Origin of the sequence: Nonomuraea sp. NPDC050202 (assembly GCF_040656115.1) — a bacterium.
Lineage (GTDB): Bacteria > Actinomycetota > Actinomycetes > Streptosporangiales > Streptosporangiaceae > Nonomuraea.
In genome coordinates this window covers 65250-89963 of sequence record NZ_JBFALF010000012.1, presented here as the reverse complement: position 1 = coordinate 89963, position 24714 = coordinate 65250, and the positions used below count along the sequence as shown (strand labels likewise).

Genomic DNA, 24714 nt, shown 5'->3' with positions numbered 1-24714 from the left:
GTGAGATTTCCCCTGGGGGAAGGCGCCTGTTACCGCCCGGGGCACCACCGCGCCACATGCGAAGATCAAGGTGCTGGTCATGTCCCACCCCACCCTCGGCCGCCGCGCGCTGCTCACGGCGGCCATCGCCGCCCCGGCAGCCGGCGCCCTCACCGGCACGGCCACGTCCCCGGCCCACGCCTCCGCCCACGCCTCCGCCCACGTCTCCGCCCATGGGGGCAGGTTCGACCGCGAGAGCCCCCGCTTCACGATCGGCGTGCTGCCGGACACGCAGTACCTCTTCGACGAGGACCGCTCCGACCCCGCCCCCGTGCGCCAGACGTTCCGCTTCCTCACCGGGGACGAGCGCGAGAGCAGGAACATCGCGTTCATGACCCATCTGGGGGACGTCACCGAGCACGGCACGCAGGAGGAGCTCGCGCTGGCCTCCGACACGTTCAGGTCCCTGGACGGCCGGCTGCCCTACAGCGTCCTGGCCGGCAACCACGACGTGACCGGCGCCGACGACCAGCGCGGCGACAGCGCCTACCTGAAGGCGTTCGGCCCGTCCCGCTACGCCCGCATGTCCACCTTCCGCGGCGCCTCGCCCGACGGCTACAACAGCTACCACGTGCTCGACGCGGGCGGCCGCCAGTGGCTGGTGCTCGCGCTCGACTGGCGCGTCTCCGACAAGGGCCTGCGGTGGGCGCAGGGCGTCATCGACGCGAACAGGACGCTGCCCGCCATCCTCACCACCCACGACCTGGCCTGGGCGGACGACGCCGGCGTGGCGGCCCTGTCCCAGCACGGGCAGCGGCTCTGGGACGCCTTCATCAAGCGCAACGACCAGATCTTCCTCACCCTGAACGGCCACTACTGGCCCTCCGGCCGCACCGTGCTCAGGAACGACGCCGGCCACGACGTGCACGTGCACCTGGCCAACTACCAGGACCGCTACTACGGCGGCGCCGGCATGGTCCGCCTCTACGCCTTCGACCTCGTCCGCAACGTCATCGACGTGGAGACGCTGTCGCCGTGGCTGCTGGCGCGCGACCCCGAGGACCGCACCCCGCTGGAGGCCGAGCACCTGGAGCTGACCGGCCCGGTGGACCGCTTCAGCATCGAGATCGACTTCGACGAGCGTTTCGCCGGGTTCGCGCCGCGCACCCCGCCGCCCGCGCGCCCCGCCAGGGCCGTGATGCCGCGCGGCACGGTGGCGTACTGGAGGTTCGACGCCGAGGGACTGGCGGCGGCGGGCACGGACGGGGCGGTCGTCCCCGCGGGCACGGTCGCCCGCGACCTGACCGGCGGCGGCAACGACCTGACCATGGAGCTGCTGCACGCCGGCGCGCCCGAGACGCTGAAGTGGTCGGCCGAGCACCACGAGGGCCAGCCCGCGCACGCCAGCCTCCGCTTCGACGGCGGCAAGTCCCCCGACCGGGGCGCGGTGCTCAGGTCGGGCGCGAACGCGCCGATCAACAGCATGACGTTCGAGTCCGGGTACACGATCGAGGCGTTCATCAAGCTGCCGGAGCCGTTCGAGGGCGACCACGCCTGGATGGGCATCCTGAGCTGGGAGGGCCGCAGCGGCGACGCGGGCAAGAGCAGCGGCTGGTCGCCCGACGAGCCGACGTGCAGCCTCAACCTGTCGCCCGAGCGGTTCCTGCAGTACGTCGTCTACCCCACCGACCGCGACGCCGACCCCACCTCGTGGAGCCACGCCCTGCCGGTGGGCCGCTGGATGCACGTGGCCGTGGTCAACGACGCGCGGCGGACGATCGTGTACGTGGACGGCTCCAGGATCGCCCGCAACCCGAGCCAGCCGTCCAAGGGCATCTCGACGCTGGGCAGGCCGTTCGCGATCGGCGGCACGCAGTTCGCGCTGAAGTACGGGCAGGGCTTCTACGGCTGGATCGGCGACGTGCGGATCGTCGCCAGGGCGCTGCGCCCGAAGGAGTTCCTCACCCCGTACACGTGATCGGCGCACCGGGTAGGTTGACCTCCCATGGAGGCACGCCCGAAGCACACCCGGCCACGACGGCTCGCCTGGGGCGCGGCCGTGCTCGTCTGCGCGGCGGCGTGCGGGACGGCCCCGGCGAGCCGGCCGTCCAGCCCACCACCCGACCCGTCCACTCCTGCGCCGTCCGCACCGGTGGCCACGACGCCGCCGCCGGAGGAGGAGAGGCTCCCGGCCCCCGACGAGAAGATCCCCGGCAGCGCCGCGAGGCTGGCCGCGGCGCTGCGGGAGACCACCGAGGCGCTCAACGAGTCCATCGACGCCTGGACGGAGGGCGGCGCGCCGGCGCCCGGCCGGCCGCCCGAGGACGTCGAGCTGCTGGCCCTGCACCAGCAGCGCATCTACCGCCACGCCGCCCGCCACCCCGAGCTCGCCGCCAAGGCCTTCGCCCGCCTGCCCGCCGCCCTGGCCGCGCAGGCCAGGGACAACACGGCCGCCATCGGCGAGCTGCTCGCCCTGGCCCACCCCATCAAGCCGGACGCCGTCTTCAAGACGCAGCAGCCCCGCCCCGCCGGCGAGCTGCTCGGCCACTTCAAGAAGGCGGAGCGCAGATTCGGGGTGGAGTGGGAGGTGCTGGCGGCGGTGATGTTCGCGGAGACGAAGTTCGGCCGGGTGCGGGCCGACAGCCACGTCGGCGCCCAGGGTCCCATGCAGTTCATGCCCGCCACCTGGAAGGCGTACGGGATGGGCGGCGACGTGCGCGACCCGCGCGACGCGGTCATGGGCGCGGCCAACTACCTCAAGGCCAGCGGCGCGCCCCGCGACTACCGGCGGGCCCTGCACGCCTACAACCCGTCCCAGGCGTACGTGAACGCCATCCTGCTGCACGCCCGCCAGATCAAGCGCGACCCGCGCGCCTACTACGCGTACTACAACTGGCAGGTGTACGTGATCACCACGGCGGGGGAGCGCCGCCTGACCGGCCCGTAGGACGAGCGGGTCAGACGCCGTCCCCCGCACGTCAGGCGCCGTCCCCCGCACGTCAGGCGCCGTCCCCCGCACGTCAGGCGCCGTCCCCCGCACGTCAGGCGCCGTCCCCCTCGGCAGGTCAGGCGCCGTCCCTCCGGCAGGTCAGGTGTGGTCGGCGCAGCAGGGCGTGGGGTTCGGCACCTCGGCGGGGGCGATCCGGCCACCGGCGGCCGGCATGGTGAGCAGGGTCATGAGGCCGTCCCGCCAGACGGGCCTGACGTGGTCGTTCGTGACGACCGGCACGTCGTCGGGCGGCGGCCCCGGCGAGGCGAGCAGCAGCACCAGGTCGATGGCCGAGCCGGCGCGCAGCTCGCCCGCGCTGAGGGTGCCGGTGAGCAGGTCACGGCCGGGGAAGGTGACGACCCGGCCGCTCCGCCTGGCCTCGTGCTCGGCCGCCGCCAGCGCCGCCCCCGCCGCCAGCGGCCCGGCACGCCTGTCGCCCAGCGCCCACGACGCGACGACCGGCGGCTCACCCAGCGCCGCGGACAGGTCCGCGGGCGTCATCGGCCCGGGGACGGCCAGCGAGCAGGCGACGTGCGGCTCGTCCCCCGCCTGACCCGCCGGGACGAAGTGGGTGCACCCGATCGCGTCGCCCGGCAGGCCGAGCGCCCGCGCCACGGCGTGGAGCAGGTGCTCGGCCTCGGGCAACGTGCGGCTGCCCGCGTCGAATCCGAGGATCATCGGCGCGGCAGCACCCAGATCGGGTTGCTGTAGAACCACAGGTCGTTCCACGGGTCGGCGTCGCCGTACACGTCGATCTGCGGGCCGTTCGGGTCCACGGCCGCGCCCAGCAGGCCGGGCGCGCCGCGCTTGCCGTCGGTGCCGCGCAGCCGCACGTACACGGGGCGGTCGACGGCGCCGAGCTGGTAGGTGAAGGTGACGGTGCCGCTGTCCCTGTTCACCTCGTACGACTGCACGACCTTCGTGTTCGGCGTGGTGAAGGCGTCCCTGTCGGAGACGGGGCCGGTGACGTCGCCCTGGATGACGTCCACCCGGGCCAGCGTGGGCACGAACTGCGCCCAGTTCGGCCGCCCGGCCAGGGTGACCTCGATGGACAGCTCGACGCGGGCGCCCTGCCGTACGTGCAGGGTGCCGCCGAGCGTCACGCCCCGCTGGCCGGCGCCGGCCGTGCGGGCCCGCACCACCAGGCCGCTGATCAGCCCGCCGTGGTCCACCCAGATCCGCCCGGCGCGCAGGGCGTCCATGACCGCGCGGTAGGAGAAGTCCTCGGCGCCGACGTGCGTCCTGCTGTAGAAGCCGGGCCAGAAGTCGCCGGAGCCGAAGTTGGCCACGCCCTTGTAGACCGGGTCCTCGTAGCGGCCGTTGGCGTTGAAGTCGCTGTTCGGGCCGCGGTCGCTGGTGTCGCCGTGCACCCAGTGCGCGTCGGAGTTGGCGGTGATCCACCACGGCTTGCCCTCGGCCAGCAGGCTGTCCCACAGGCCGCCCACGGTCGAGGTCATCCAGTCGAACCCGCCGAAGGTCTTGTAGCTCTCGGCCGGGTAACCGGGGAAGGAGTCGGCGCCGGGGTTGCCGTCGTAGTAGCCGCGCCCGCCGCCGGGGCCGTTCGGCTTGGCGATGCCGGCGGCCTGGTGGCCGGGCGCGCCCTCCATCCCGATCGCGATCGACGGCTGCGCGTCGCGCCAGCCGCGGATCTCGTGCGGCGAGTCGATGCCCTTCCTCGAGGGGTGGTTGGCGAGGAACAGCGCGTCCGGCACGCGCCGCTTCCTGACCGCCTCGGCCAGGAAGTTCAGCCCGGCGATGGCCAGCGCCTCGTTCTGCGGCGTGTTGGAGCTCGCGCCCTTCACCGACCCGTCGAAGGAGCTCTCGAACTCCTTGAGCGTGGCGACCTCGTTCCGGCCCGGGGCGACGAACACGGTGCCGTGCTCGGCGGCCGGGATGTTCCACTCCAGGCCCTGGAAGACCAGCGTGTCCTTGACCGCCTCGCGAGCCGCCACGATGTCCGGGTTGACCTTCTCGACGCCGATCTTGGCGTGCGTGGCGCCGCCGTGGTCGGTGATGACCATCCAGCCCAGCCCGAACGCGTTGGCGTGGCGCACGTGGTCGATGACCCGGTAGATGCCGTCGGAGCTGTGCTGCGTGTGGATGTGGTGGTCGCCGGCCAGCCACTGGTAGCCGTCCCTGGGCTCCCGCCCGCGCCCCTCGTCCCTGGTGGCGGCGGTGGCGGAGGCGGCGGCGGCCTGCCCCTCGCCGCCCAGCACGCCGGCGGCGGTCAGGCCGGCGCCGAGCAGCCCGGCCCGCCGGAACATGCGCCGGCGCGAGAGCTGCCCCGGCGACAGCTCGCCGTCGGGAACCGCGAGGTCCCGCGCCACGGCGGCCTCGGTGTCTCCGAGCTGCTCGTGCGCGTGGTCGTGATCGTGGTCATGGTGATGGTGCCCGTGGCCCATGGGGTGTTTCTCCGTCCCGCCGGAAAGGGTGCGCCGGCTACGGCCGGAGCGTGGCGGAACGGGATGAATCGGACATGAACGCCAAGAGAGCGGCACATGCCGACCTGATCACGACCCCGCCCCGCGACCCCTGCGACCCCTGCGACCCCTGCGACCCCCTAGGACAGGGCGCGGGCCGCGTGCACCAGGGGCACGTGGCTGAAGGCCTGCGGGAAGTTGCCGACCAGCCGCCCGTAGCGGGGGTCGTACTCCTCGGCCAGCAGCCCGACGTCGTTGCGCAGCGACAGCAGCCGCTCGAACAGGTCCTTGGCCTCGTCCTTGCGCCCCTGCATCGCCATGACCTCCACCAGCCAGAAGCTGCACGCCAGGAACGCGCCCTCCCCGCCCTGCAGCCCGTCCACGTCGTTGTCCTCGGCGATCGGGTAGCGCAGCACGAACCCGTCGGACATGAGCTCCTTCTCGATCGCCGCCACCGTGCCGGCCACCCGGGGGTCGTCGACCGGCAGGAATCCGACCATGGGGATCATCAGCAGCGCCGCGTCCAGCTCCGACGAGCCGTACGACTGGGTGAAGGTGTTGCGCTGCGCGTCGTAGCCCTGGTCGCAGATCTCCGCGTGGATGGCGTCGCGCAGCGTCCGCCACTTGTCCACCGGCCCGGTACGGCCGAAGCGCTCGACGTACTTGACGGCCCGGTCGAGCGCCGCCCAGCACATCACCTTGGAGTGCACGAAGTGCCGGCGCGGCCCGCGCACCTCCCACAGGCCCTCGTCCGGCTCGTCCCAGTGCTCCTCCACGTAGTCGAGGAGCTGCCGCTGGATGCTCCACGCCCGGTCGTCGGCCGACAGGCCGCGGGTGCGCGAGACGTACAGGCAGTTCATCACCTCGCCGTAGACGTCGAGCTGGAGCTGCTTGACCGCCTCGTTGCCGATGCGCACCGGGCGGGAGTCCTCGTAGCCGTCGAGCCAGTCGAGGCGCAGCTCGGGCAGGCGGCGCTCGCCCGCGACGCCGTACATGATCTGGAGGTCCTGCGGGCGGCCGGCGATCGCGCGCAGCAGCCAGCCCCGCCAGTCGGCGGCCTCCTCCAGGTAGCCGGAGTTGATCAGCGCGTCGAGCGTCAGGGTGGCGTCGCGCAGCCAGCAGAAGCGGTAGTCCCAGTTGCGCACGCCGCCCAGGTCCTCCGGCAGGGACGTGGTGGGCGCGGCCACGATGCCCCCCGTCGGCGCGTACGTCAGGCCCTTGAGCGTGATCAGGGACCGGACCACGGCCTCGCGGTACGGGCCCGAGTAGGTGCACCTGCCGACCCAGTCGGCCCAGAACGCCTCGGTCTCGGCGAGCTGGGTGTGGCAGTCGATCTGCGGCGGCATCGGCTCGTGCGAGGGATGCCAGGTGAACACGAACGGCAGCCGGTCGCCCTCGTTCACGGTGAACGTGGCCCGGTGGGCGTAGTCGCCGCCCTTGAGCGGCACGGGGGAGTGCAGCCACACCGAGTCGGGCCCGCCGATGGCCTGCATGTGGCCGTTGGTGTGGCGCACCCACGGCACGATGCGGCCGTAGTCGAAGCGGACGCGGAGCTGCGTGGAGACCTGGACGGAGCCGGACACGCCCTCGACGATGCGTACGACGTCGGGGTTGCGGTCACGCGGCGGCATGAAGTCGATCACGCGGACGGTGCCCGTGGGGGTGTCCCACTCGCTCTCCAGGATGAGCGTGTCGGGGCGGTAGCGCCGCCGGGTGGCGGGATTCCTGCCGGTGGGCCCGAGCCACCAGTGCCCGTTGCGCTCGCTGCCGAGCAGGGCCGCGAAACACGACGGCGAGTCGAACCTGGGCAGGCAGAGCCAGTCGATCGAGCCGTCCCGCCCCACGAGCGCGGCGGACTGCATGTCTCCGATCAGCGCGTAATCCTCGATCCGCATGCCTAGACGCTACTCGGAGAAGGGGTGATCCCGCGGCCGGGTCGATCATGTCGCGTCATGTCCGCCCCGGGCCGCGGGATCACGTCAGAGGGAACCAGCGGGTGAACGCCTGCGTCAACGGCCCGATGGCCAGCGCGAACACCACGGTCCCCAGGCCCACGGTGCCGCCGAGCAGCCAGCCCGCGATCAGCACGGCGACCTCGATGGACAGGCGGGACAGCCGTACCGACATGCCCAGCCGCACCAATCCCGTCATGATGCCGTCGCGGGGGCCGGGGCCCAGGCCCGCGCCGATGTAGAACAGGGTGGACAGGGCGATGACGACGACGCCCATGACCAGGTAGAAAGCCTGGAACGCCAGGTGCTCGGGCGTGGGCAGCAGGAAGATCGCGGCGTCCGCGAACGGGCCGACGAGCAGCACGTTGCTGATCGTGCCGAGGCCGGGCTTCTGCTTCATCGGGATCCACAGCAGCATGACCAGCGCGCCCACCGCGAGGATGACGGTCCCGATGGACAGGCCGGTACGCAGGGCGGCCCCTTCGTGGAAGACGTTCCACGGGCCGTTGCCGAGCCCGGACTTCACCTGCAGGGCGATGCCGAGCCCGTACAGGGCCAGCCCGCCGTAGAGACGGCCGAGGCGGGCGGGCAGTGAACTCGGCAGCGGGACGGTTGATTCGCTCATGATGGCCCCAGATTGGCATCTTCCGATTTGCCAAAACAGGGCCAATCACGAAAAGTGGCCTTATGCGGCACATGTCAGCCATGCAGGTGGCCCGGCTCCTCGACGTCGACCCGGCGGCGCGCCCGTACTACCGCGCCCTCGCCGACGGCGTCCGCACGCTGGTCATGGACGGCCAGATCCCGGTACGCGTGCGCATGCCCGCCGAGCGCCACCTCGCCGAGACGCTCAAGGTCAGCCGCACCACCGTGACCGCCGCCTACGACCTGCTGCGCGAGGGCGGCTACCTGGAGAGCCGGCAGGGCTCGGGCAGCTGGACCGCCCTGCCCGACCCGTCCGTCTGGCCCGACAACCCGTGGCTCGGCACCGACCGCGACGGCCTCATCCAGCTCCACACCGCCGCCCCGCCCGCCCCCGCGGGCCTGCTCGCCGCCATGACCGCGGCGGTCGAGGACCTGCCCAGGTACGGCATGGGCAACGGCTACGACCCCATGGGCCTGCCGTCGCTCAGGGAGCGGATCGCCGCCCGCTACACCGCCAGGGGAGTGGCCACCAGGCCGGAGCAGATCGTCGTCACCACCGGCGCCCAGCACGCCATCCACCTGGTCATGGGCCTGCTGGCCGGCCCCGGCGACGCGGTGATCGTGGAGTCGCCGACCTACCCGCACGCCATCGACGCCGCCCGGCAGCGCGGCGCCCGCATCGTCCCGGTCGGCGTCTCCCACGAGGGCTGGCAGCCCGATCTCGTCGCCGGCGCCATGCGCCAGTCGGGCGCGCGCCTGGCCTACCTCATGCCCGACTTCCAGAACCCCACGGGCGCCCTCATGGAGGACCCCGTCCGCGCCGCCGTCGCCGGCGCCGCCCGCCGCGCCGGCACGCTGCTGCTGGTGGACGAGACCTGGTCGGAGCTGGCGCTGGAGGAGGTGCCCCGCACCTCGCCCATGGCCGCCTTCGACACCGACAGCCGCGTCATCAGCATCGGCTCCGCCTCCAAGCTGTGGTGGGGCGGGCTGCGCATCGGCTGGATCCGCGCCACGGCCGCCCTGGCCCGACGGCTCACCGTGTTCCGCTCGTCGGTGGACATCGCCAGCCCGGTGCTGGAGCAGCTCGTCGTGGCGAGGCTGTTCGACCGGCTGGAGGAGACCCGCGCCGAGCGCCGCCGCACGCTGCGCGCCTCACGCGACACCCTGGCCGCGGAGCTGCGCACCCACCTGCCCGAGTGGTCGTTCGAGCCGCCGCGCGGCGGCGGCGCCCTCTGGGTCCGCCTGGACGGCGCCGGCTCCACCCCGCTCGCGGAGGCCGCGCTCTCCCACGGCGTACGCCTGGCGCCCGGCCCCTGGTTCGGCCTGGAAGGCACCCTCGAGGGCTACCTCCGCCTGCCCTACACCCAGCCGCCCTGCCTGCTCGCGGACGCCGTCACCCGCCTGCGCGCCGCCCGCGACCACGGCCCCACCGGCGCCCCGCGCCCCTCGGACCAGCTCATCGCGATGGTGTGAGGAGGTGAAGGTCGCCCCGGGGTCACCTGCCGCCGCGCGTTACCTGCCGCCCCGTGGTCATTCGCCGACGCCCTTGGCCAGGGGCGCGCGCCACTTGAAGCGCATCGCCGCGATCCGCAGCCCGAACGCCAGCAGCGCCGCCGCCAGCGTGGCCGGCCAGCCGTGCAGCCCGTGGTACGACAGCCCCGCCATCACCGCCGACCCCAGCAGCGCGGGCAGCGCGTAGAGCTGCCGGTCGTACAGCAGCGTGGGGATCTCCCCGGCCAGCACGTCGCGCAGCATGCCCCCGCCGACGGCCGTCGTGACCCCCAGCAGCGCCGCGTGCAGCGGGCTGAGCCCGTACTCCATGGCCTTCTCCGTGCCGACCGCGCAGAACAGCCCGAGCCCCGCCGCGTCCAGCACCAGGATCGCCGGCATCACCCGGGCCACGTGCGGATGCCAGAAGAAGACGATCACCGTCGCCGCCACCGGCACCAGCACGTACCCGAGGCTCTGGAAGGCGATCGGCCGCACGTTCAGGATGAGGTCGCGCACCACGCCCCCGCCGAGCGCGGTGATCTCGGCCAGCACCGCCATCCCGACCACGTCGAGCCGCTTGCGCACCCCCATGAGCGCGCCCGACAGTGCGAAGACGAAGATGCCGACAAGGTCGAGAAGTTCAGACACGTTCGGAATGTCTACCGCATGGCGGCGGGCTCATGGTGCTCGGCCATCATCACCCGCAGGACCCGCGTGAACATGAACAGCGCCAGCCCGGCCACGATCGCCATCGCCGCCAGCACCAGGTAGTACATCGGCTCGGACATCACCCGGCCGAGCCGCCCCGTCTGCCCGCCGACCGCGTCGCCCACCGACACCGCGATGAACCAGATCCCCAGCATCTGCCCCTTGAACGCCTCCGGCGCCAGCTTCGTCGTCACCGACAGCCCGACCGGGCTCAGCGACAGCTCCCCGAACACCTGGATCAGGTAGACCAGCACCAGCCACCACACCGACACCCGCCCCGCGCCGGCCAGCCCCGCGGCCACGGCCATCACCACGAAGCTCAGCCCCACCATGACCAGCGCGAAGCCGAACTTCTGCGGCGTGCTCACCCGTGTGCCCAGCTTCACCCACAGCGCCGCGAACACCGGCACGAAGATCATGATGAACAGCGGGTTGAACGACTGCGTCGTGGCCTGGTTGATCCTGATGCCGAACAGCGACAGGTCGGTGTGGTCCTGGGCGAAGAACAGCAGCTTGCTCGGCGCCAGGTCGTAGATCATCCAGAAGATGGCCGCCGCCACGAACAGCCAGATGTAGGCTTTCATCCTGATCCGCTCGTCCTCGGTCAGGTCGTGGCTGCCGAACATGATGTAACCGAAGTACACGACCGGCACGATCAGGATGACCACCGTGAGCGCGACCGTGAACCGGTCGATGGTGAGCGTGCCGGTCGCCGCCCACGCGCCCAGCGCGACCAGCGTCAGCACCACCCCCAGGGCCACGAGGCGGCCGAAGTGGCGGCGCTCGCGCGGGGTCAGCCGCATGCCGGGCCGCTCGCCGACGCCGCGCAGGCTCCTGCCGCCCAGGACGTACTGGATCAGGCCCAGCGCCATGCCCACCGCCGCCGCGCCGAACCCCAGGTGCCACCGGTCGCCCCCGGCCAGCCACCCCACCACCAGGGGCGCGAAGAAGGCGCCGAGGTTGATGCCCAGGTAGAACAGCGAGAACCCGGCGTCCCTGCGCCCGTCGTCCCCCTCGGGGTAGAGCCGGCCGACCATGACCGAGATGTTCGGCTTGAGCAGGCCGGTGCCGACGATGATCAGCAGCAGCCCCAGCCAGACGAAGAACGCCGACGTCACAGGGATCGCCATGCTGATGTGCCCCAGCATGATGACGAACCCGCCCCAGAACACCGACCTGCGCGCCCCCAGGACGCGGTCCGCGATCCACCCGCCCGGCAGCGCCACCAGGTAGATGAGCGCCCCGTAGACCCCCACCACCGCCTGGGACGTCTCCTGCGACAGCCCTAGCCCGGCGTGCGCCGGCGAGGCCGCCATGAACGTGGCCAGGATCGCCCGCAGGCCGTACCAGGAGAAGCGCTCCCACATCTCGGTGCCGAACAGCGTCGCCAGGCCCCACGGATGCCCGAAGAACGTCCTGCCGCTCATCCACGCCCCCATACTCTTCGCATCCTCGTGATCACTTTACGTGACCAGCAGGGGTGTTTCCGCACAGGCTCTTGCCGCTGCCCCGGGGGTGTGGTGCGATGCAGGCCAATCATGCAAGTGATTACTGACTGGAGGCGCGTGCCATGGGCGAAGTCCTCGAAGTCCGGGCCGAGATCGAGCGGCAGATCGCCGGCCGTACCGTGTGTGAGCAGCTCCGGCTGGCGGCCGAACAGCACCACGACGCACCCGCCTACTCCGACCCCGACGGGGAGGGCTGGCGCACGCTCAGCTACGGGCAGGCCCGCGAGCGGGTCCTGGAGATCGCCGCGGCGTTCGTCGCGCTCGGGCTCGAGCCCGGCGAGTCCGTGGCCCTCATGATGATCAACCGCAGCGAGCACGTCCTGGCCGATCTCGGCGCGGTGCACGCGGGCGGCGTCGGCTGCACGGTCTACTCGACGTTCGCGCCCGACCAGATCGCCTTCGTGGCCGACAACGTGGGCGCCCGGTACGCGGTGCTCGGCGGCCCCGCCGACCTGGCCCGCTGGGAGCCGGTGCTCGACCGGCTGGACGGCCTGCGCAAGATCATTGTGCTGGAGGGGGCGCCGGCCGGAGACCGGTTCATGAGCTGGGCCGACTTCCTCGCCCTCGGCCGCGAGCGCCTGGCCGCCGACCCCGGCCGGGTCGAGGCGCGCTGGCGGGCCGTCACCCCCGGCGACGTCGCCACCGTCCTGTACACCTCAGGCACCACCGGGACCCCCAAGGGCGTGCCGCTCACCCACACGAACATCTTCTACGAGGTCGCGGCCACCGACCGCCTCACCTCGCTGCCCATGCGCGGCACCCAGATCTCCTACCTCACCTACGCGCACATCGCCGAGCGCATCCTCAGCCTCTACCTGCCCCTGGTCAAGGTCTCCCACGTGCACTTCTGCACCGACCTGGCCAACCTGGGCGCCACGCTCGGCCAGGTCAGGCCGATGATGTTCTTCGGCGTGCCGCGGGTGTGGGAGAAGATGATGGCCCGCCTGCTCGCCGTGCTCGCCACCCAGCCCGAGGAGCAGCAGGCCGCCGTACGCGAGGCCATGGCGGCCGGCGCCGCGTACGTCGAGGCCGGCCAGTACGGCCGCACGGTCACCCCCGAGATCCAGGCCGCCTACGACAAGGCCGACGCCGCGCTCCTGTCCGTCATCCGCGGCATGATCGGCTTCGACCGCGCAGAATGGACCGCCACCGGCGCCGCGCCGCTGCCCGACGAGGTGCAGCACTTCTACGCCGGGCTCGGGCTCAAGGTCATCGACGTGTACGGCATGACGGAGACGACCGGCGCCTTCACCGGCAACAGCCCCGCCTGCTACCGCCTGGGCAGCGTGGGCAGGGCCGAGCCCGGCGTCGAGATCCGCATCGCCGACGACGGGGAGATCCTCACCCGCAGCCCGCTCAACACCGCCGGCTACCTCAACCGCCCCGAGGCCACCGCCGAGCTCATCGACGCCGACGGCTGGCTGCACACCGGCGACATCGGCACGGTCGACGACGACGGCTTCTACCGGGTCGTGGACCGCAAGAAGGAGCTGATCATCACCGCGGGCGGCGAGAACATCTCCCCCGCCGAGATCGAGAACCACCTCAAGCAGCACAACCTCATCGGCCAGGCCCTCGCCTACGGCGACAACCGGCCGCACCCGGTGGCCGTGCTGACGCTGGACGCCGAGGTGGCGCCGGGCTGGGCGCAGGCGCGCGGCATCACGTTCGGCTCGCTGGCGGAGCTGGCCGAGCATCCCGACGTGCTGGCGGAGGTGGAGGCGGCCGTGCGGGCCGCCAACGCCAAGCTGGCCAGGGTGCAGCAGGTGAAGAAGTGGGCGCTGCTCGGCGTGGAGTGGACGGCCGAGACCGAGGAGCTCACCCCGAGCCTGAAGCTCAAGCGGCGCATCATCCACAGCAAGTACGCCGACATCATCGAAGGGCTCTACGGCCAGCCCGGCTGAGGCTTTTGCCATTCGTGGCGTGTGTTGTGGTCCCGTCCATTACCGGACGGTTCCTACCGTCTCGATCATGACCAGAAGTGTTCTTCTCGTCTCGCTCGCGGCGGGGTCGCTCACGGTGCCCGCACCTGCTGCCTCCGCCGCGATCGAGCCCGCCATCCGTGCCATCACCGTACGTCCAGCGGCTCCCGTGGTCGGGGCGCAGGGGTCCGTCCGTCTGGTGATCGATGTGATCGCCAAGGGGGTGGTACGCGGCAAGGACGGTGTCACCGTCAAGGTCGAGCCCGGCGCTCCGCCCGCCCACGCTCCCGAGCCCCGCCCCATCGCGGTGGCCCCACCGGCGGGCTCACCCGCCTACCCGCCTGCTCGCCCACCCGGCCAGCAGCCCGGCCAGCAATCCGGCCAGCAATCCGGCCACGCCCCCGCCCAGCCGCCGGCTCAGGCGCCCGCCCGGCCGCCCGCGCACGCGCCCGCCAAACCGCCCGCCCTGGCGCCCGCCCAGCAGCCGGGCAAGGCGCCCGCCCTGCCACCCGCGCAAGGACCGGCCGTACAGCCCGGCCAGGCCCCGGCCCAATCCGGGGGCTCGTCCACGGCGCTCACCCCGGCACAGGCGTCGGCACAGGCGTCGGCGGCGTCACCCGCCGTCGTCGCGGCCCCCGCGTCCAGCCCCGCCGCCGGCACGGCGCATCAGGGCGACGCGGAGCAGGCCCTGCCGCCCGGCACGGAACCCCTGAAGAATCGTTACCCGGCCCTGCCCGGCCCGCAGCCCGCTCCGGCGGCCGGGCCCGCCGCTCCCAAGGACGGCGTCACCGGGGCGAACGGCCCGGTGACGCCTCCTCGCCTGGTGTGGCGCCTGGCGCAGGGAGCCCCCCTGGGTGACGTCGCCGGGGGAGCGGCGCGGATGACGGACGACTGGGAGACCTGGCGCTTCCTGCCGGACAAGAAGCTGAACCGCTTCTACCCGGCGGGCACCTGGACGATCACCGCCACCGCCAGGGGCGCGAACGGGCGGACGATCACCCAGTACGCGTCGTTCGAGCTCAAGCGCGAGACCAGGCTGACCGCCGTGCGGGCGGAGAAGCCGGCCCGCGCGGACGGCGTACGGCTGCGCGGCTCGCTGACCCGCGTGGACCCGCGCGGCCTCACCGACTACGGCCCGTTCGCCCAGCAGCGCCTGGAGGTCCTCTGGCGTCCTGACCCGTCCTCGGCCTGGCAGGCGGTGGGGCAGGTGATGACGGACGCGGCCGGCGCGTTCGTCGGCACGGTCCCTGGGCGTACGGACGGCTACTGGCGCGTCCGCTTCTCCGGAACCGGACATTACGCGCCAGATCTCTCAAAAGTCCGACAAATAATGCAATAAGCCCCATAAGGCCATCGCGCCGAACTCTTCGGTCGTCCGCCGTTGCCGAAATGTGATCAACTTTGTCGCAACTTTTCCTTACCCTTACGCGTCATTGGCATTTGACGCGCCCGGTTGGGTGCGTTCTTTCGGACGGGGAAGGATTTCTGTTTTGAAGATGCGACGTCTAGCCGCCGGCCTGGCGGCTGCGGCCCTGGGCGCGACCGTGGTGGCCACCGCCGCCTCGCCCGCGCTCGCGGACGACCCGGGCCTCGACCCGGATGTCGCCGGCGGCTACACCAGCCTCAAGCTCGACGTGAACCCCGAGCCCGCCTGGCGGGGCAAGCCCCTCGACATCGAGGGCAAGCTCTCCGTGCAGTGCGACGAGGACTACATCAGCGGCTTCGTCTCGGTGCACCACGCCGACCACTGCAAGAAGCAGGAGCGCTGGCACCGCCTGGCGCACAAGCGGGTCGTGATCCTCTTCCAGGCGGACGGCAGCGGCCGCTGGGAGCACGTGGACACCGTCCGCACCAGCGGCAGGGGCTACTTCGGCCTGCGGGTTCCCGCCCGCGAGTCGGGCACGTGGCGCGCCGTCTTCGAGGGCAGCAGGCACCTGGCCCCCTCGGAGGGCAAGGACTGGGTGAAGGTCGTCGGCCGTCACTGACGCGTTGACACCTCGAACGCCCGGCCGCACCGGCCGGGCGTTCGCCATGTCGGAGCGCGACCGCCGGGATCAGTAGGAGACGGCGACCTGGGCCCGCCGATGCCGGGGGGCCTCGGCCTCGTCCACGAGCGCCACCGCCAGATCCGCGTACGAGAACACCGGATCCCCCTCCCTCGCCTCCGGCACCCGCCCGTCCCCGAACCGGTAGCGCCCCGTCCTTTCCGCCTCCGCGTCCAGGAAGACGGGCGGCGGCGCGATCACCACCCAGTCGAGCGCCGACGCCTCCAGCAGTTCCAGCTCGGCCGCGTGCCCCAGCGAGAACGCCCGCGCGTCGGCCGGGAAACCGGGCGTGTCGATGAGCCGCACGCCGGGCGAGACCTCCAACAGGCTCCCGATGCCCAGCGCCACCAGCCGCGACACCCCGGCCCGCCCCAGCCCGTCCACCAGCGCCCGCGTGGCGGCGGTGTAGAACTCCTCCGACGCCATGTCCAGCCGCGCCGCCACCTGCAGCGCCACGTCGTGCCCCGCGGCCACCGCGGCCACGCTGCCGCCGTCGGTGACGTCTCCCGCGACCACCTTCACCCGCGCACCGCCCAGCTCCCGGTGCCGTGCTGGATCCCGCACCACGGCCGTCACCTCGTGCCCGCGCCCGGCCGCCTCCGCGACCACCCGCACCCCGGCCCGCCCGCCGGCCCCGAACACCACGATCCTGCTCACCGCTGCCTCCATCACGCCGCTCACAGGCGGCCGGTCCTTCCGGCCGCCCCTGCGCAGACGGTAGAGGGCGAGATGTCGCTTTCCGCAACGATAGTTACCTACGATGACGGGATGGCCGAGCCACTCGATCCGGACATGTTCACCGGTTGCCCGCCGGTCGCCGCGCCGATCCGCATCGGCGACAAATGGACCGCGAAGATCATCCGCTGCCTGGAGCGGGGGCCGCGCCGCTTCACCGAGATCCAGACCCCGCTGCGCGGCATCACCCCGAAGGTGCTCACCGAGTCGCTGCGCGCCATGGAGCGCGACGGCCTGCTCACCCGCACCCCGTACGACGAGATCCCGCCGCGCGTCGAGTACGAGCTCACGGACCTCGGCCGCAGCCTCATCGAGCCGATGAACGCCGGCTGCGAGTGGTCCCGCAAGCACCTGTCCGAGCTCATGCGCGCCCGCGACGCCTGGTACGCCACCTCGTGACCCCGGCGGCACGCCCACCGCGAAGCCCCTGCTCCACCCCCCTCCTGACATGGGCCCGGAATCGATCTAGGGGACAATGTGTTGTCGTGCGGTGAAGGCGCGATTTTTTGGGGGTGGGCCGACACCCGTCGTAGTCTGGCCCCCTGGTGAGCGAACAGGAGGTGACGCCCCATGTTGCGAGACTCGTTCGGACGGGTGGCGACGGATCTGCGGGTGTCCCTCACGGACAAGTGCAACCTGCGCTGCACGTACTGCATGCCGCCCGAGGGTCTCGACTGGCTGCCGAGCGCCAAGCTCCTGACGGCCGACGAGATCGTCCGCCTGGTGACGATAGGCGTCGAGCGGCTCGGCATCACCGAGGTGCGCTACACCGGCGGCGAGCCGCTGCTCCGGCGCGAGCTGGTGGACATCGTCGGCCGCACCACCACGCTCAACCCCAGGCCCCAGGTCTCCCTGACCACGAACGGCATCGGCCTGGCCCGCCTCGCCGAGCCGCTCGCCGCCGCCGGGCTGGACCGGGTGAACGTCTCCCTCGACACCCTCGACGCCGCCACGTTCAAGCGGCTCGCGCACCGCGACAGGCACGCCGACGTGATCGCCGGGCTGGCCGCCGCCGACGCCGCGGGCCTGCGCCCCGTCAAGGTGAACGCCGTGCTGATGCGCGGCGTCAACGACCACGAGGCAGTCCCGCTGCTGCGCTGGTGCCTCGACCAGGGGTACGAGCTGCGCTTCATCGAGCAGATGCCGCTCGACGCCCAGCACGGCTGGAGCCGCGAGGACATGGTCACCGCCGACGAGATCCTGAAGCTCCTGTCGGTCTCCTTCGACCTGACCCCCGATGACGTGGAGGAGCGCGGCAGCGCCCCCGCCGAGCGGTTCCTCGTGGACGGCGGCCCCGACAGGGTAGGGGTGATCGGCTCGGTGACGCGGCCGTTCTGCGGAGCGTGCGACCGGGTCAGGCTGACCGCCGACGGCCAGATCCGCAACTGCCTGTTCGCCACCGAGGAGTCCGACCTGAAGACCCCGATGCGGGACGGCGCCTCCGACGAGGAGCTGGCCGAGCGGTGGATGGTGGCGGTGTCCCGCAAGCGGGCGGGCCACGGCATCGACGACCCGGCGTTCCTGCAGCCGTCCCGCCCCATGTCCGCCATCGGCGGCTGACGAACACACGGGCAGCGTCCCGCCCGTCCCGGGAGGCCGGGCCGGGACGACGCGCCCGAGCCCGCGCCCTGACGTCCGTGATCCGGCTGCGACACAATGGACGACCAGGAGGAGGCTCGCATGCACGTGCTCAACGAATGGACCGCGCTGGCCTGCAAGGAGCTGGGGATCGACCCGGCCACCGTGGACCGCGACCAGATACTCGACCTGACCAAGGAGGTCGCCCACGGCGTCGCCAGGCCGGCGGCGCCGCTGACGGCGTACCTGCTCGGCCTGGCCCAGGGGGCAGGCACCGCACCCGAGGACGCCGTGGCGCGCCTGACCACATTGGCGAAGAACTGGGGGGAAGCGACCACTGAGACGCTGACAGACGGCTGACACTCGAACGAACTCTTGAAGTCAAGCTCGCCCCTACCTGAAGATTTCCTGTGAATAACGAGGCGGGGGCGAGTGTAAACGATTTCGGGAAAGCCGCCCTATCCAACTGAGGGACCGGCGCGCACTGATCGAAACCCGGCCGGGAAAAGGGCGACGCCGGGTGGTTACGGGGGCAAACCACCCGGCGTCGCTTCATCGGCGTTCCGACGGGGGCCCGGAACGCCGGCACCAGCACTCCGACGGGGGACCGGAGCGCTTGGCTAAAGCGTACACCTACAACCCATGGGATGCGTCAAGACTTAGTCACGACCCGATCTCGCGTCGATGCAGCGGTATCTCGCTTTGGTTAGCCTCAGGGGACTGAAAGGTAGGCGGAGGGGCACCGTTGGACCTCTCATTGGCCCCGATTACCGCTATGTATGGCAAAAAGACCGCAGCGGCGATGAACAGCAGCCGGTACGGCCACGGCACCGGCACCACGACCGCCAGGATCAGGCAGATCGTGCGGATCCCCATCTTGATGAGGTAGCTGATCTCACGCTTACGGATGTCCGCGGTCAGCGACGGCTGGGCGTCGGTGACCTGGTGGACGGCTGGTTTTCTGCGCCACCCCTTCATACCTTCCACGGTAGTCCCAGGGGGACGCGGTGGCGACGGCAGCCCGGCGCGGGCGCGGGGGTCATGCGATCATGGCCTTCGAGTAAGGAGGATGTGGAGATGACGGATCGTACGTACCGGGTCACCGAGATCGTCGGCACCTCAGGCGAGAGCGTCGACCATGCCATCCGCAACGGCATCAGGAGGGCCTCGCAGACGCTGCGTCACCTCGACTGGTTCGAGGTGACGGAGATCCGCGGGCACATCGACGCGGGGGAGATCGCGCACTACCAGGTCGGCATGAAGGTGGGCTTCCGCCTCGAGGACTCCTGAAGCCGCCGGGCGCGGCGGTGGCGGCCCCGCCGGGCGCCGCGCCCGCCGCACGCCCCGCGCCTCCCAGCACGCCGTGAGGGCCGCCGTACGAACCGCCGCACCCGGCGGGCCCGAGCGGCTAGATTGGCCCTGACCCACGGGGAGCGCAGACGATGGCCATTCCTCCCGCCGCGAGCCAGGCGGCATCCGGACGAGGCGAGTTCCGCATCCTGCTGGTCTGCACGGCCAACATCTGCCGCTCAGCCATGGCCGAGGTGATCGCCCAGGCGATGCTCGACTCCGCGCCCCTGCCCGTGGTCACGGGAAGCGCGGGCGTGCGGGCGCTGGTCGGCCACCCCATGGCCCCGCACGCGATCACCGCCCTCGACCGGCTGGGCCTGAACGGCAGGGCCCACCGGGCCAGGCTGCTGGACCACGACCTGATCGGCTCGTCCGACCTGCTGCTCACCATGGAGGACGCGCACCGCGCCGTCGCCGTCCGCCTCGACCCGAGGGCGGCGGCCAAGACGTTCACGCTGCCCGAGTTCGCCCAGCTGGCGGCGGGGGCGGGCCAGCGCCGCTACCGCTCCGACACGGTCGATCGGGCCAGGGCGATCGTGCGGTCGGCGGCCGAGCGCCGCGCCGAGCGGCGGCCGCTGGAGGTGTACGACCCGTACGGCGGCCCGCCGGAAGGCTACGCGGCCTGCGCCAAGACGCTCGGAGAGTCCCTCAGCCACGCCCTGGCCGCCCTCCTGGGCCCCCGCTGACCCGCGCCAGGCCGGAGCCGGCACGCGGCCGCCTGCCCCGCGCCAGGCCCGAGCCGGCACGCGGCCCACCACGTGACCGGGAGGGCCGCCGTCACATGACCGGCGGGCCGCAGGACCGGGCGGCGAACCCCCGCACAGCCGACGGGCCCGGCCGCGCGGCGGCCGGGCCCGTCGAAGGCCAGGAACCCGGCGGGTCAGCTCGCCTGGCTCACCGTGGACATGTTGAAGTCCGGCACCCGGACCGCCGGCATGATCGTCCGCTGGAAGTAGTCGTTCCACTCGCGCGGCAGCGTCTGCCCGCTCCCGCCCACCTCCGCCAGCCGCCCCAGCAGGTCGACCGGGCTCTCGTTGAACCGGAAGTTGTTCACCTCACCCACGACCTCACCGTGCTCGACCAGGTAGACCCCGTCGCGGGTCAGCCCGGTCAGCAGCAGCGTCTGCGGGTCCACCTCGCGGATGTACCACAGGCAGGTCACCAGCAGCCCCCGCCGCGTGGAGGCGATCATCTCCTCCAGCGAGGGCTCCGGCCCGCCCGCCGGCCCGGACATGATGAGGTTGTCGATGCCGGGCGTCACCGGCAGCCCGCTCAGCTCGGCCGAGTAGCGGGTCTGCATCAGCGCCTCCAGCCGCCCGTCCTTGATCCAGTCGGTCCGCTCCAGCGGCAGCCCGTTGTCGAACACGGAGCTCTCCCGGCTGGAGGAGTGCGCCGTCACGAACGGCGCGCAGGCGATGCCCGCCGCCCCCGGATCGCTCGACAGCGAGACGGGCAGCGTGGCGAGCTGCTCGCCCACGCGGGTGCCCCCGCCGGGCTTGGCGAACACCGAGCGCCCGTCCAGCGCGTCCCGCGCACCCGACGACCAGAACATGTAGATCATCAGGTCGGCCACCGCGCTCGGCGGCAGCAGCGTCTCGTACCGGCCCGCCGGCAGGTCGACCCGCGTCTTGGCCCACTCCAGCCGCTGCGCCAGCGAGGAGCCGAGCGCCGCCACGTCCACGTCCGTGAAGTCCTGCGTGGACACGCCCGTCCACGCGGAACGCTTCAGGTCGCCCGACTTGGCGTTCAGCTCCAGCCGCCCGGTCGGCTGGTCGTGCCGCAGCCGCACGCCCGTGGACGTGCCGAGGAACGTCGAGGTCAGCGAGTGCTCCGCGAACCCGTACAGCCTCCTGCCGCCCGCCTCCGCCGCCGCGAACGCCTCGCCCAGCGCCGGCGCGAACCCCTCGAACACCCCGATGTCGGTCGGCCGCACCTCCTCGCCCCAGTGCGGCGAGGCGGGGCCCGCCTCGACGAGCGCGCGGGCGTCCTCGGCGGGCCGCGCGTCGCGGGCCGCCGCGTCGGCCGCGGCCACCACGTCGGCGAGCTGGTCGTCGCGTACGGCCGCCCGCGACACCACCCCCACGCCCTGCCCCGCGACCGAGATCACGGTCAGCCGGGCGGAGCGGGCGACGCCGTTCGTGGTCAGCGTGTTGCCCGCGAACCGCAGGTTCGCCGTGGAGCCCTCGTCCACGAGCACCACGCAGCCGTCGTTGCGGGAGAGCTCCAGAGCCCTCTCCACCATCTCCTGGGGAGTAGTCACTTCCCGCCCTCCTGCACGGTGTTGAGGATCCGCACGCCCCTGAACAGCGCCGACGGGCATCCGTGGCTGACCGGCGCGACCTGCCCCGGCTGCCCCTTGCCGCAGTTGAACGCGCCGCCCAGCACGTACGTCTGCGGCCCCCCGACCGCCTCCATCGACTGCCAGAAGTCCGTCGTCGTCGCCTGGTAGGCGAAGTCCCTGACCTGCCCGTCCAGCTTCCCGTGCGAGATGCGGTACGCCCGCTGCCCGGTGAACTGGAAGTTGTAGCGCTGCATGTCGATCGACCAGCTCTTGTCGCCGACGATGTAGATGCCGCGCTCCACGCCCGCGATCAGCTCCTCCGTCGAGGGCCCGCCGGGCGCCGCCGCCAGCGACACGTTCGCCATGCGCTGGATCGGCATGTGGCCCGGCGAGTCGGCGAACGCGCACCCGTTGGACCGCCCGAGCCCCTTCATCAGCGCCATCCGCCGGTCGAGCTGGTAGCCCACCAGGACGCCGTCCCTGACGATGTCGAAGCTCTGCCCCTGCACGCCCTCGTCGTCGTACCCGATCGTGGCCAGGCCGTGGGTGACGGTGCGGTCGCCCGTCACGTTCATCACCGGCGAGCCGTAGACCAGCTCGCCGAGCTGGTCGAACGTGGCGAAGCTGGTGCCCGCGTACGCCGCCTCGTAGCCCAGCGCCCGGTCCAGCTCGGTGGCGTGGCCGATCGACTCGTGGATCGTCAGCCACAGGTTGGACGGATCGATCACCAGGTCGTAGTCGCCCGCCTCGACCGACGGCGCGGCCAGCTTCTCCGCCAGCAGCTCCGGCAGCCTGGCCAGCTCGCCCTGCCAGTCCCAGCCCGTGCCGGTCAGGTACTCGTACCCGCGCCCGACCGGCGGCGCGATCGTCGACATGTCGTCGAAGCCGCTCCCGGCCGCCTTCATCGCGTTGAGCTGCGGATGCACCCGCACCCGCTGCTGCGTGGTCACCGTGCCGGCCGTGTCGGCGTAGAACTTCTGCTCCTTGACCTGCAGCAGCCGCGCCGACACGTGGTCGGCGCCCTTCAGCAGCCCGGCCGACCACTCCGCCAGCAGGCTCACCTTGTCGGCCGCGGGCACCTCGAACGGGTCCACGTCGTAATCCGACACCCACACGGCGTCGGCGTGCACCGGCTCGGCCGCCAGCTCGATGGGCTCCCGGTTGATCGGGGCGCTCACCTCCGCCACCCGCACCGCCTGCTCGGCCACCACGGCGGCGGCCTCGGGCGTCAGGTGGATGCCGGCGGCGAACCCCCAGGTGCCGTCCTTGACGACCCGGACGGCGTAGCCCAGATCGTCGGCGTCCATGGCGCCTTCGAGCCGGGTGTCGTAGAGGCTCAGCGTCTCCGCTCTGACGCGTTCGAGCCGGAAGTCGGCGTGCTGCGCGCCGAGCTCGCGAGCGCGTTGCAGGGCGGCGTCCGCCAGCTGCCGCATCGGCAGCTCCAGGAAATCGGGGTCGATCTGGCGCATGTCCACGATCCTAACCCTGTGATCTTGTACCACCCGGACAAGCCGAAACTCGCCGGTACGAGATAGCGTCAGGTCTCATGGCACGCTCTGTACTCGTCACCGGGGGCAATCGCGGCATAGGCCTCGCGATCGCCCGTGAACTCGCCGCGGCAGGCGACGCCGTCGCGGTCACCTACCGATCGGGGGAGCCGCCCGAGGGCCTGTTCGGCGTGCGCTGCGACGTCACCAGCACCGCCGACGTCGAGGCCGCCTTCGACAAGGTCGAGGCCGAGCACGGCCCGGTCGAGGTCCTGGTCTCCAACGCCGGCATCACCAAGGACACCCTGCTGGCGATGATGAAGGAGGAGACCTTCACCGACGTCATCGACGCCAACCTCACCGGCGCCTACCGCGTCGCCAAGCGGGCCATCAGGCCCATGATGCGGCTCAAGCGCGGCCGGATCATCCTCATCTCCTCCGTCGTCGGCCTGTCCGGCCAGGCAGGCCAGGCCAACTACGCCGCCTCCAAGGCCGGCCTGGTGGGCTTCGCCCGCTCCCTGGCCCGCGAGTACGGCTCGCGCAACATCACGGTCAACGTCGTCTCACCCGGCTTCGTCGCCACCGACATGACCGCCGAGCTCGACCACGAGGCCATCGTGACCAACATCCCCCTCGGGCGGCAGGCGGCCCCCGAGGAGATCGCGCGCGTCGTGCGCTTCCTGTCGAGCGACGACGCCTCCTACATCACCGGGGCCGTGATCCCCGTCGACGGCGGACTCGGAATGGGGCACTGACATGGGCATTCTCGAAGGCAAGCGGATCCTCGTGACGGGTGTCCTGACGGACGCCTCCATCGCGTTCGCGGTGGCCAAGCTCGCCCAGGAGGAGGGCGCCACGGTCGTGCTGACCGGGTTCGGCCGGCTCAGCCTGGTGGAGCGCATCGCCAAGCGCCTGCCCACGCCGGCGCCGGTCCTGGAGCTCGACGTCCAGAACAACGAGCACCTCGACAGCCTCGCCGCGCGCGTGGGCGAGCACGTGGACGGTCTCGACGGCGTCGTCCACTCGATCGGCTTCGCCCCGCAGAGCGCCTTGGGCGGCAACTTCCTCAACACCTCCTGGGAGGACGTCGCCACGGCGCTGCAGGTGTCGACGTTCTCGTACAAGTCCCTGGCCGTGGCCTGCCTGCCGCTCATGAAGGAGGGCGGCGCGGTGGTCGGCCTCGACTTCGACGCCTCCAAGGCGTGGCCGGTCTACGACTGGATGGGCGTCGCCAAGGCCGGCCTGGAGTCCTGCAACCGCTACCTGGCCCGCGACCTGGGCAAGCACAACATCCGCGTCAACCTGGTGGCGGCGGGGCCGCTGCGCACGATGGCGGCCAAGTCGATCCCGGGCTTCAAGGAGTTCGAGGACAGCTGGCCGGAGAGGGCCCCGCTGGGCTGGGACCTGGCCGACACGCTGCCCACGGCTCGGGCATGCGTGGCCCTGCTGTCGGACTGGTTCCCGGCCACCACCGGCGACATCGTCCACGTGGACGGCGGCGCCCACGCGATCGGCGGCTGATTCTTTTACGCCCCATCCTGGAGCAGGGCCGGCGGGCGGTGCGCCGCGAGCACGGCAGGGACAGGCCCGGGCACCCGTTCTGACAAGCCGGGGCAGCCGTCCT

At 72.1% G+C, this 24714-nt stretch carries 23 protein-coding genes; 13 read left to right on the top strand and 10 right to left on the bottom strand.

Going from position 1 to position 24714, the window contains the following annotated elements; all coding sequences use genetic code 11:
* The first annotated feature begins 79 nt into the window (after positions 1–79).
* Positions 80–1957, top strand: coding sequence for a LamG-like jellyroll fold domain-containing protein (locus AB0I79_RS29300; protein WP_357879276.1), 1878 nt, complete (start codon positions 80–82; stop codon positions 1955–1957).
* Positions 1958–1984: 27 nt separating this feature from the next.
* A complete protein-coding gene (locus AB0I79_RS29295) occupies positions 1985–2926 on the top strand; it encodes a lytic transglycosylase domain-containing protein (protein WP_357879273.1) in 942 nt (313 codons plus the stop codon).
* Positions 2927–3067: 141 nt separating this feature from the next.
* Here AB0I79_RS29295 and AB0I79_RS29290 read toward each other — a convergent pair whose 3' ends face one another.
* From AB0I79_RS29290 to AB0I79_RS29275, 4 genes are all read right to left on the bottom strand, one after another.
* On the bottom strand, positions 3068–3646 hold the full coding sequence (locus AB0I79_RS29290; protein ID WP_357879270.1) for a hypothetical protein: 579 nt from the start codon (positions 3644–3646) through the stop codon (positions 3068–3070).
* Positions 3643–5370 (bottom strand): histidinol-phosphatase, encoded by a 1728-nt coding sequence (locus AB0I79_RS29285; protein WP_357879267.1) that lies wholly within the window; start codon positions 5368–5370, stop codon positions 3643–3645. The genes AB0I79_RS29290 and AB0I79_RS29285 overlap by 4 nt, the downstream gene beginning before the upstream one ends.
* A 158-nt stretch (positions 5371–5528) precedes the next feature.
* Positions 5529–7283 (bottom strand): glycoside hydrolase family 15 protein, encoded by a 1755-nt coding sequence (locus AB0I79_RS29280; protein WP_357879264.1) that lies wholly within the window; start codon positions 7281–7283, stop codon positions 5529–5531.
* A 79-nt stretch (positions 7284–7362) separates the two neighbouring features.
* Positions 7363–7965, bottom strand: a complete 603-nt coding sequence (locus AB0I79_RS29275; protein ID WP_357879261.1) for a hypothetical protein — start codon at positions 7963–7965, stop codon at positions 7363–7365.
* A 71-nt stretch (positions 7966–8036) separates the two neighbouring features.
* Between AB0I79_RS29275 and AB0I79_RS29270 the strand changes: the two genes are divergently transcribed.
* On the top strand, positions 8037–9458 hold the full coding sequence (locus tag AB0I79_RS29270; protein ID WP_357879258.1) for a PLP-dependent aminotransferase family protein: 1422 nt from the start codon (positions 8037–8039) through the stop codon (positions 9456–9458).
* A 57-nt stretch (positions 9459–9515) separates the two neighbouring features.
* Here AB0I79_RS29270 and AB0I79_RS29265 read toward each other — a convergent pair whose 3' ends face one another.
* Positions 9516–10124 (bottom strand): trimeric intracellular cation channel family protein, encoded by a 609-nt coding sequence (locus AB0I79_RS29265; RefSeq protein WP_357879255.1) that lies wholly within the window; start codon positions 10122–10124, stop codon positions 9516–9518.
* Between the two features lie 11 nt (positions 10125–10135).
* On the bottom strand, positions 10136–11611 hold the full coding sequence (locus AB0I79_RS29260) for an oligopeptide:H+ symporter (RefSeq protein ID WP_357879252.1): 1476 nt from the start codon (positions 11609–11611) through the stop codon (positions 10136–10138).
* 143 nt (positions 11612–11754) lie between these two features.
* Between AB0I79_RS29260 and AB0I79_RS29255 the strand changes: the two genes are divergently transcribed.
* From AB0I79_RS29255 to AB0I79_RS29245, 3 genes are all read left to right on the top strand, one after another.
* Complete coding sequence (locus AB0I79_RS29255; RefSeq protein WP_357879249.1) at positions 11755–13596, top strand: AMP-dependent synthetase/ligase; 1842 nt, start codon at positions 11755–11757, stop codon at positions 13594–13596.
* A 67-nt stretch (positions 13597–13663) separates the two neighbouring features.
* On the top strand, positions 13664–14953 hold the full coding sequence (locus AB0I79_RS29250; protein ID WP_357879246.1) for a hypothetical protein: 1290 nt from the start codon (positions 13664–13666) through the stop codon (positions 14951–14953).
* Between the two features lie 157 nt (positions 14954–15110).
* Positions 15111–15599 carry a hypothetical protein gene (locus AB0I79_RS29245; RefSeq protein WP_357879244.1) on the top strand — a complete coding sequence of 163 codons (489 nt, stop codon included), beginning with the start codon at positions 15111–15113 and terminating at the stop codon, positions 15597–15599.
* Positions 15600–15668: 69 nt separating this feature from the next.
* On the opposite strand, the gene AB0I79_RS29240 is transcribed toward AB0I79_RS29245, so the two are convergent.
* On the bottom strand, positions 15669–16316 hold the full coding sequence (locus AB0I79_RS29240; protein ID WP_357879241.1) for an NAD(P)H-binding protein: 648 nt from the start codon (positions 16314–16316) through the stop codon (positions 15669–15671).
* Between the two features lie 111 nt (positions 16317–16427).
* On the opposite strand from AB0I79_RS29240, the gene AB0I79_RS29235 reads away from it, so the two are divergent.
* The 3 genes from AB0I79_RS29235 (at position 16428) to AB0I79_RS29225 (ending at position 18332) form a co-directional block, all read left to right on the top strand.
* Complete coding sequence (locus tag AB0I79_RS29235) at positions 16428–16793, top strand: helix-turn-helix domain-containing protein (RefSeq protein WP_357879238.1); 366 nt, start codon at positions 16428–16430, stop codon at positions 16791–16793.
* A gap of 171 nt (positions 16794–16964) precedes the next feature.
* On the top strand, positions 16965–17954 hold the full coding sequence (gene moaA, locus AB0I79_RS29230; protein ID WP_357879235.1) for a GTP 3',8-cyclase MoaA: 990 nt from the start codon (positions 16965–16967) through the stop codon (positions 17952–17954).
* A gap of 120 nt (positions 17955–18074) precedes the next feature.
* Entirely contained in the window at positions 18075–18332 is a 258-nt protein-coding gene (locus AB0I79_RS29225; protein WP_357879232.1) for a DUF6457 domain-containing protein, read from the top strand.
* A 303-nt stretch (positions 18333–18635) separates the two neighbouring features.
* Here AB0I79_RS29225 and AB0I79_RS29220 read toward each other — a convergent pair whose 3' ends face one another.
* The gene (locus AB0I79_RS29220; protein WP_253742040.1) at positions 18636–18950 is read right to left on the bottom strand and encodes a DUF3099 domain-containing protein; all 315 of its coding nucleotides are present in this window, start codon (positions 18948–18950) and stop codon (positions 18636–18638) included.
* 99 nt (positions 18951–19049) lie between these two features.
* Between AB0I79_RS29220 and AB0I79_RS29215 the strand changes: the two genes are divergently transcribed.
* Together AB0I79_RS29215 and AB0I79_RS29210 are read left to right on the top strand one after the other, a co-directional pair.
* Complete coding sequence (locus AB0I79_RS29215; RefSeq protein WP_225266795.1) at positions 19050–19262, top strand: dodecin; 213 nt, start codon at positions 19050–19052, stop codon at positions 19260–19262.
* Positions 19263–19414: 152 nt separating this feature from the next.
* Positions 19415–20008, top strand: coding sequence for a hypothetical protein (locus AB0I79_RS29210; protein ID WP_357879228.1), 594 nt, complete (start codon positions 19415–19417; stop codon positions 20006–20008).
* 194 nt (positions 20009–20202) lie between these two features.
* Here AB0I79_RS29210 and AB0I79_RS29205 read toward each other — a convergent pair whose 3' ends face one another.
* Positions 20203–21564: a metallopeptidase TldD-related protein gene (locus AB0I79_RS29205; protein ID WP_357879755.1), complete on the bottom strand. Its 1362-nt coding sequence runs from the start codon at positions 21562–21564 to the stop codon at positions 20203–20205.
* 14 nt (positions 21565–21578) lie between these two features.
* Positions 21579–23072 carry a TldD/PmbA family protein gene (locus AB0I79_RS29200; RefSeq protein ID WP_357879225.1) on the bottom strand — a complete coding sequence of 498 codons (1494 nt, stop codon included), beginning with the start codon at positions 23070–23072 and terminating at the stop codon, positions 21579–21581.
* Positions 23073–23149: 77 nt separating this feature from the next.
* Here AB0I79_RS29200 and AB0I79_RS29195 point away from each other — a divergent pair, with 77 nt between their 5' ends.
* Positions 23150–23845, top strand: a complete 696-nt coding sequence (locus AB0I79_RS29195) for a beta-ketoacyl-ACP reductase (RefSeq protein ID WP_357879222.1) — start codon at positions 23150–23152, stop codon at positions 23843–23845.
* A 1-nt stretch (position 23846) separates the two neighbouring features.
* Entirely contained in the window at positions 23847–24611 is a 765-nt protein-coding gene (gene fabI, locus AB0I79_RS29190) for an enoyl-ACP reductase FabI (protein ID WP_357879219.1), read from the top strand.
* The last annotated feature ends 103 nt before the right edge of the window (positions 24612–24714 follow it).

Bases quoted from the DNA above. Each gene is read 5' to 3' on its own strand.
- AB0I79_RS29300 (WP_357879276.1), top strand. From the start codon at position 80: ATGTCCCACCCCACCCTCGGCCGCCGCGCGCTGCTCACGGCGGCCATC.
- AB0I79_RS29295 (WP_357879273.1), top strand. From the start codon at position 1,985: ATGGAGGCACGCCCGAAGCACACCCGGCCACGACGGCTCGCCTGGGGC.
- AB0I79_RS29290 (WP_357879270.1), bottom strand. From the start codon at position 3,646: ATGATCCTCGGATTCGACGCGGGCAGCCGCACGTTGCCCGAGGCCGAG.
- AB0I79_RS29285 (WP_357879267.1), bottom strand. From the start codon at position 5,370: ATGGGCCACGGGCACCATCACCATGACCACGATCACGACCACGCGCAC.
- AB0I79_RS29280 (WP_357879264.1), bottom strand. From the start codon at position 7,283: ATGCGGATCGAGGATTACGCGCTGATCGGAGACATGCAGTCCGCCGCG.
- AB0I79_RS29275 (WP_357879261.1), bottom strand. From the start codon at position 7,965: ATGAGCGAATCAACCGTCCCGCTGCCGAGTTCACTGCCCGCCCGCCTC.
- AB0I79_RS29270 (WP_357879258.1), top strand. From the start codon at position 8,037: ATGTCAGCCATGCAGGTGGCCCGGCTCCTCGACGTCGACCCGGCGGCG.
- AB0I79_RS29260 (WP_357879252.1), bottom strand. From the start codon at position 11,611: ATGAGCGGCAGGACGTTCTTCGGGCATCCGTGGGGCCTGGCGACGCTG.
- AB0I79_RS29255 (WP_357879249.1), top strand. From the start codon at position 11,755: ATGGGCGAAGTCCTCGAAGTCCGGGCCGAGATCGAGCGGCAGATCGCC.
- AB0I79_RS29250 (WP_357879246.1), top strand. From the start codon at position 13,664: ATGACCAGAAGTGTTCTTCTCGTCTCGCTCGCGGCGGGGTCGCTCACG.
- AB0I79_RS29245 (WP_357879244.1), top strand. From the start codon at position 15,111: ATGCGACGTCTAGCCGCCGGCCTGGCGGCTGCGGCCCTGGGCGCGACC.
- AB0I79_RS29235 (WP_357879238.1), top strand. From the start codon at position 16,428: ATGGCCGAGCCACTCGATCCGGACATGTTCACCGGTTGCCCGCCGGTC.
- moaA (WP_357879235.1), top strand. From the start codon at position 16,965: ATGTTGCGAGACTCGTTCGGACGGGTGGCGACGGATCTGCGGGTGTCC.
- AB0I79_RS29225 (WP_357879232.1), top strand. From the start codon at position 18,075: ATGCACGTGCTCAACGAATGGACCGCGCTGGCCTGCAAGGAGCTGGGG.
- AB0I79_RS29220 (WP_253742040.1), bottom strand. From the start codon at position 18,950: ATGAAGGGGTGGCGCAGAAAACCAGCCGTCCACCAGGTCACCGACGCC.
- AB0I79_RS29215 (WP_225266795.1), top strand. From the start codon at position 19,050: ATGACGGATCGTACGTACCGGGTCACCGAGATCGTCGGCACCTCAGGC.
- AB0I79_RS29210 (WP_357879228.1), top strand. From the start codon at position 19,415: ATGGCCATTCCTCCCGCCGCGAGCCAGGCGGCATCCGGACGAGGCGAG.
- AB0I79_RS29205 (WP_357879755.1), bottom strand. From the start codon at position 21,564: ATGGTGGAGAGGGCTCTGGAGCTCTCCCGCAACGACGGCTGCGTGGTG.
- AB0I79_RS29200 (WP_357879225.1), bottom strand. From the start codon at position 23,072: ATGCGCCAGATCGACCCCGATTTCCTGGAGCTGCCGATGCGGCAGCTG.
- AB0I79_RS29195 (WP_357879222.1), top strand. From the start codon at position 23,150: ATGGCACGCTCTGTACTCGTCACCGGGGGCAATCGCGGCATAGGCCTC.
- fabI (WP_357879219.1), top strand. From the start codon at position 23,847: ATGGGCATTCTCGAAGGCAAGCGGATCCTCGTGACGGGTGTCCTGACG.